This is a genomic window from Actinomycetospora sp., assembly GCF_055612215.1.
In genome coordinates, this window is sequence record NZ_JBVPVA010000710.1 from 1 (window position 1) to 6,581 (window position 6,581).

Consider the following 6,581-nt stretch of genomic DNA (forward strand, 5'->3'; position numbering starts at 1 on the left):
TGCCCGACCTCGTCGGCCGCCTCGCCCGACGCGACCCGGACGCCGTCCTGACCCGCGAGCGCACCCCCGACGGCGAGCTCCGTGCGACGACGCGCGGCGAGCTCTGGGCCCGGATCCGCGGGCTGGCCGCGGACCTCGCCGAGCACGGCGTCGGCCCCGGCGACGTCGTGGCCGTGTGGCTGCCGAACTGGAGCGACGCGCTCGTGTGGCAGTGCGCGGCCGCCGCGCGCGGCGCCCTCGTCGTCGGGATCAACACCCGCTACGGCGCCGAGGAGGCCACGCACGTGCTGGCGCGGGCGCGTCCGGTGCTCGTGGCGCTCGCCCACGACTTCCACGGCCTCGACCTGGCCGGGCGACTGCACACCGCGGCGGCCGGGTCCGGGGTCGTCCCGCAGGTCGCGCTCGTGGCGGGCCCGGGCCGACCGGCGCCGGCGGACGTGACGATGGTCGACGTCGGCGCCGGGGTGTGGACCCCGCGGCACGTCGACGGCCCCGAACCAGGTCCCTCGGACCCGGCACGCCTCGCCGTCGCGTTCACGACGTCGGGCTCGACCGGGCTGCCCAAGCTCGCCGCCCACACCGGGAGCGGGGTCCTCGCGCACGCGGTCGCCGACGCCGCGGTCCTCGGGCTGACCGCGGCCGACGTCGTGCTGTGCGCGCTGCCGCTCTCGGGGGTCTACGGCTACAACGCCGCGACCGCGGGGCTCGCCGCCGGGGCGACCCTCCTGCTCGAGCCGGTGTTCGAGCCCGACCACGTCCTCGACGACATGGCCGCGTGCGGGGTGACCCACGTGGGCGCCGGGGACGACCTGGTGCTGCGCCTCGCGCAGGCCCACCGGACCCGCCCGCGCGACCTGTCGAGCTGGCGGTGGTGGGGCGTCGCGGACTTCCAGGGCCGCTCGCGGGAGCTGGCCGCGTGGGCCACCGAGGCGTTCGGGACCGTCGTGACCGGCGTCTACGGGTCCTCGGAGGTCTTCGCCCTCACCGCGGCGTGGCCGCCGGACGAGCCCACGCCGGCGCGGTGGTCCGGGGGCGGGCGCGTGGTGCACCCGGACATCGAGGTGCGCGTGGCGGACCCGGAGACCGGGGCCGTCCTCGGCCCCGGCGTGGAGGGCGAGCTCGCGTTCCGGGGGCCGAACGTCGTGGACGCGTACGTGGGGTCGGAGCCCGACGTCTTCTCCGCCGACGGGTGGTTCTCCTCGGGCGACCTCGGGGTGCTCGTCGACGAGGGCGCGTTCGTCTACGTGTGCCGAGCGGGCGACGCGATGCGGCTGCGCGGCTTCCTCGTCGACCCGGCGGAGATCGAGGTCCGGCTCGGCGCGCACCCGGCGGTGCACACGGCGAAGGTCGTCGGGGTGGAGGGCGCGGACGGGGCGACGGTGGCCGTCGGGTTCGTCGTGCTGGAGACGGGCGGTGACGACCCGGGTGACCTGCGGGCGTGGTGCGCGCAGGCGCTCGCCCCGTTCAAGGTCCCCGCCGCCGTGCACGTGCTGGACGAGATGCCCACGACGTCGGGCACGAACGGCACCAAGATCCGCACGCCGGTGCTCGCTGCGCTCGCCCGTGAGCACTTTCGGGTGTCATAGCCCCAATGGGTGGAGCACGCCGATAGGGCTCACAGGGCCGAAGGCCACCTACAGGTTCTGCACGTGCTGGAACCCGAACCGGCCCTTGATGCACAGGTGCCCGTGGGTCACCGAGTGGTCGTGCGGCGAGGTCACGTTGACGATCGTGTTGTGCTGCACGTGCAGGTCCAGGGTGCAGCCGACGCCGCAGAACGAGCAGATCGTCGTCGTCACCGTCTCGTCGTCGGGGTCCCACTCGCCGGTCTCCCGGAGCTCGTGCTCGGCGACCGACTTCAGCGCCCCCGTCGGGCACACCCCGATGCAGTTCCCGCAGTACACGCACGCCGACTCCGGCAGCGGCACCGCGAACTCCGTCGAGATCGTCGCGTCGAACCCGCGGCCGGCGACGGCGATCGCGAAGGTGTTCTGCGCGTCGGTGCCGCACGCCTCGACGCACTTGTAGCAGAGGATGCAGCGGGCGTAGTCGCGCACGTAGAGGTCGTTGTCGACGGTGACCGGCTGCGCGACGGTCGCCCGGGTCTCGCCGTCGGGCTCGGCGTGGTGCCCCGGGTGGCGGTTGCCGCGCTCGCCGGCCGCGGCGGGCGGGCCGATCGGGCCGTAGCGCTCGGGGTCGGAGCCGTACTCGACCGACCAGCGGGCCACGTCGTCGCCGGCCTGGGACATGTCGTTGGCCGACTCCAGCAGCTCGAGCACCATCCTGCGGCTGTGCGTCACCCGCTCGGTGTCGGTGCGGACCACCATCCCGTCCTCGACGCGGCGCGCGCACGACGGCACGAGCGGCCGCGACCCCTCGACCTCGACGACGCACACCCGGCACGCGTTGACCGGGGTGAGGTTGGGGGCCTGGCACAGGCGCGGGGTGTCGCAGCCGGCCCCGTCGAGGACGTCCATGATCGTCGCGCCCTCGGGGACGCGGTGCTCGACGTCGTCGACGGTCACGCTGACCAGCCGCCGGATCGTGCCGAGGTCGACCAGGGTCATGACGGCTCCCCCACCAATCCGAGCTTCAGCGCCGAGCGGACGGCCGACGCCGCGGTCTGTCCGAGCCCGCAGATCGACGCGTCGGTCATGACGCGGTCGACGTCGGTGAGCAGCGCCAGCTCGGTGGTCCGGCCCCCGATCTCGCGGCCACGCACGATCCGCGCGAGCGCCTCCTCCTGCCGCACGGTCCCGACGCGGCAGGGCACGCACTGCCCGCACGACTCGTCGCGGAAGAACCCCGCGATGCGGCGCAGCACCGGAGCCATCGGGATCGACGAGTCGAAGCACAGCACGACGCCCGACCCGAGCGTCGCCCCGATCTCCCGGGTGCCCTCGAGGGTGAGCGGGACGTCGAGCTGGTCCGGCGTGACGAACGAGCCCGCCGCGCCGCCGAGCAGGATCGCCCGCAGGTCCGGTGGCACCCCGCCGGCGAGCTCGAGGAGCTCCCGCAGCGTCGTGCCCATGTCGACCTCGTAGACCCCGGGCCTCGCCACGGTCCCGGAGAGGCAGAAGAGCTTCGTCCCGGTCGAGCGGCCCGAGCCGACCGACGCGAACGCCGGCCCGCCCTCGGTGACGATCCGCAGCACGTTGATGAGCGTCTCGACGTTGTTGATCACGGTGGGCTTGCCGAACAGGCCCGCGACCGTCGGGAACGGCGGCTTCGCCCGGGGCTCGCCGCGGCGGCCCTCGAGCGAGTTCATCAGCGCGGTCTCCTCGCCGCAGATGTAGGCCCCGGCGCCGCGGCGGACGTCGATGTCGAACGTCCGTCCGGACCCCATGACGTCGTCGCCGAGCAGCCGGTGGTGTCGCGCGGCCTCGACGGCGTGCCGGATCGCCCGCTCCGCGGCCGGGTACTCGCCGCGGACGTAGAGGTAGCCGGTGCGCGCGCCGACCGCGATCCCGGCGACCGTCATGGCCTCGACGAGGGCGAACGGGTCGGCCTCCATGAGCACGCGGTCCTTGAAGGTGCCGGGCTCGGACTCGTCGGCGTTGACGATCAGGTACTTCTCCGGCTCGGGGGAGCCGGCGACGGCGGCCCACTTCGTCCCGGTCGGGAAGGCGGCGCCGCCGCGCCCGGTCAGGGAGGCGACGGTGATCTCGTCGACGACGCGGGCCGGACCGATGGCGAGCGCGCGGCGCAGCCCGGCGTACCCGCCGGCGGCGCGGTAGGAGTCGAGGTCGGCGGGGTCGGCGACGCCGACCTTCCCGAGCAGGTACAGGCCGGGATCGCCGGCCTGCGGGGTGGACACCACCGGGTCGGGCCCCGGGATCTCCGCGCCGCCCAGGCCGGCGAGCACCGCGGTGGCGTCGGCGGGCGCGATCTGCGCGTGGTCGGGCTCCTCGGTGGGTGCGTCGGTCGACGCCCGCTGCAGGAACACCGCCGGGGCCCGCTCACACATCCCCAGGCAGGGGCTCCGGGTCCAGGTGACGTCCTCCCGCGCGCCGGGCGCCCCGAGGCGCTCCTCCATCGCGGCGCAGAGCGCCTCCCCGCCGAACGCGGCGCACCCGACGTCGTCGCAGACGTGCGCGATCCGCGGCGCCCGCGGGGTGACCGAGAACAGCGCGTAGAAGGTGGCGACGCCGTAGGCCTCGGCGGGCGGGACCCCGAGCCGGGCGCACACGTACCCGAGCGCCCCACGGCTGATCCACCCCACGGCGTCCATCACCGCGTGGAAGGCGGGCAGCAGCAGGTCGCGGCGCTCGCCGTCGAGCCCCGGGTGCTCCGGCACGACGGCGTCGACGGCCTCCCGTTCGGCGTCGGTCGGGGCGTCGGGCAGCAGCCTCAGGTCCACGCGGGTCCTCTCATGATCCGGCCACCGGCACCCGGGTGTCGGAGGAGTCCCGTTGCCGACGTCCAGCAACGAGACCCTCCTGCCGCTCCGGGAGCTTCTCGATCCGCACCGCCGTCGCCTTGAACTCCGAGGTCCCCGACTTCGGGTCCCACGCCTCGTTGGTGATCAGGTTGACGTCGACCTGCTCGGAGAAGTGCGGCGTGATGAACGCGAGCCCCGGGCGGGCGGCCTCGTCGAAGCGGATCGGGGCCTCGACGGCACCGCGGCGCGAGACCACCCGCACCGTCTCCCCGTCGGCGACGCCGAGCGCGCGGGCGTCCGACGGGTCGACGCACAGCGCCTCCTCGCGGCGCAGCGGCGAGGAGTACCCGCCGGTCTGGACCCCGGAGTTGTACGAATCCAGGCGCCGCACCGTCGTCAGGCGCAGCGGGAACTCCGGCGAGAGCACGTCGAGCGGCCCGGCGTGCTCGACCCCGGCGAACGGGGCGGGCATGCCGCGGTCGGCGGGGTCGCGCTCCCAGAGCCGGGTGTGCATCGTCGGGGTGCCCGGGTGCTCGAGCGAGGGGCACGGCCACTGCAGCCCGCCGTGCTCGGTGAGCCGGTCGTAGGACATCCCCGCGTGCCAGTTCAGCGACACCGACCGCAGCTCGTCCCACACCTGCTCGGCGGTCGGCTCGCCCCAGTCGTGGCCCAGCCTCGTGGCGAGGGCGCACAGGATGTGGCTGTCCGGGCGGGCGAGCCCCGGGGGGTCGATCGCCTTGCGCACCCGCTGCACCCGGCGTTCGGAGGACGTGACGGTGCCCTCGTACTCGCACCAGTCCGCGCAGCTCGGGAGCACCACGTCGGCGAGCTCGGCGGTGGCGGTGCGGAAGATGTCCTGGACGACGAGGTGGTCCAGCCCGGACAGCAGCTTCCGGGCGTGCGCCACGTCGGCCTCGGACTCGGCGGGGTTCTCGCCGACGACGTACACCGCGCGGATCTCGCCGCGCTCCATCGACTCGAACATCTGCGCGAGGTGCAGGCCCTTCACCGGCGGGATCGGCGCCCCCCAGGCGGCTTCGAAGCGGGCACGCTCGGTCTCGTCCTCGACGTCGTACCCGCCGGGCAGCCGGTTGGGGATGGCGCCCATGTCGCCGCCGCCCTGCACGTTGTTCTGCCCGCGCAGCGGCACCAGGCCCGAGCCCCAGCGCCCGACGTGCCCGGTGAGCAGCGCGAGGTCGATGAGGGCGCGGACGTTGTCGACGGCGTTGTGGTGCTCGGTGATGCCGAGGGTCCAGCAGAGCTGGGCGCGGTCGGCGGTCGCGTAGGCCAGGGCGGTCTCACGGATCAGACCGGCGTCGACGCCCGTCACCTGAGCGGCGCGCTCGAGCGTCCACGGCTCGACCGCGGCGACGTACTCGTCGAACCCGGTCGTCGCGTGCTCGATGAACGGGCGGTTCTCCAGACCCTCGTCGAGGATCACGCGCCCCATGGCGTGCGCCAGCGCGATGTCGGTCCCGACGTCGAGGGGGAGGTGGCCGCGGGCCCACTTCGCGGTGGCGGTGCGCCGCGGGTCGACGACGATGACGCTCGCGCCCTGAGCCTGCCGCTCGCGGATGCGGCTCCAGAGGATCGGGTGGCATGCCGCGGCGTTCGAGCCGAGCAGGAGGACGCAGTCGGCCTGCTCGATGTCGGCATACGAGGGCGGCGGGCCGTCGGCGCCGAACGCCGCGTTGTAGCCGGCCACCGCCGAGGACATGCACAGTCGCGAGTTCGAATCCACATTGTTGGTGCCGAGGAAGCCCTTCGCGAGCTTGTTCACGACGTAGTAGTCCTCGGTGAGCAGCTGCCCGGAGATGTAGAAGGCGACCGAGCCGGGCCCGTGCTCTGCGCGGATGCGAAGCAGGCGCTCGGCCAGCCGTGGCATCAGCGACTCCCACGTCGATTCCCGGAACTGACCGTCAGCGTGATCGCGCCACAGCGGCGTCGTCGCGCGATCGGGGCTGCGCGACGCGACGGGCAGCTCGAGCGGCTTCTGACAGGTGCGGCCGCGGTTGACGGGGTGCTTCTCGTCGCCGCGCACCGATTGCAGGCGTCCGTCCGCGACCTCGGCCACGAGTCCGCAGCCGACGCCGCAGTACGGGCAGCCCGTCCGCACCTCTCGGCGCATGCCGCCGCCGGACTCGGGATTGCTCGTGCCGTCCATGGCGTCTGTGGAGGACCGCTAGACCCGCGCGTCTAC

Annotated in this window: 4 protein-coding genes; 1 reads left to right on the top strand and 3 read right to left on the bottom strand. The window is 74.3% G+C overall.

What is annotated here, in order from left to right; translation table 11 throughout:
- On the top strand, positions 1 to 1,586 hold a 1,586-nt coding region (locus AC0CYZ_RS19480), incomplete at its 5' end, for an AMP-binding protein (protein ID WP_472218315.1).
- Between the two features lie 48 nt (positions 1,587 to 1,634).
- Here AC0CYZ_RS19480 and AC0CYZ_RS19485 read toward each other — a convergent pair.
- Genes AC0CYZ_RS19485 through AC0CYZ_RS19495 form a run of 3 tightly spaced genes read right to left on the bottom strand, consistent with a single transcriptional unit; the run spans position 1,635 to position 6,545 of the window.
- Positions 1,635 to 2,567: a 2Fe-2S iron-sulfur cluster-binding protein gene (locus AC0CYZ_RS19485; RefSeq protein WP_472218317.1), complete on the bottom strand. Its 933-nt coding sequence runs from the start codon at positions 2,565 to 2,567 to the stop codon at positions 1,635 to 1,637.
- Positions 2,564 to 4,360: an NAD(P)H-dependent oxidoreductase subunit E gene (locus AC0CYZ_RS19490; protein ID WP_472218319.1), complete on the bottom strand. Its 1,797-nt coding sequence runs from the start codon at positions 4,358 to 4,360 to the stop codon at positions 2,564 to 2,566. The genes AC0CYZ_RS19485 and AC0CYZ_RS19490 overlap by 4 nt, the downstream gene beginning before the upstream one ends.
- A 10-nt stretch (positions 4,361 to 4,370) precedes the next feature.
- Positions 4,371 to 6,545: a molybdopterin oxidoreductase family protein gene (locus tag AC0CYZ_RS19495; protein WP_472218321.1), complete on the bottom strand. Its 2,175-nt coding sequence runs from the start codon at positions 6,543 to 6,545 to the stop codon at positions 4,371 to 4,373.
- Positions 6,546 to 6,581: the final 36 nt, after the last annotated feature.

Coding starts and splice junctions, on each gene's coding strand:
- AC0CYZ_RS19485 (WP_472218317.1), bottom strand. CDS start 2,567: ATGACCCTGGTCGACCTCGGCACGATCCGGCGGCTGGTCAGCGTGACC.
- AC0CYZ_RS19495 (WP_472218321.1), bottom strand. CDS start 6,545: ATGGACGGCACGAGCAATCCCGAGTCCGGCGGCGGCATGCGCCGAGAG.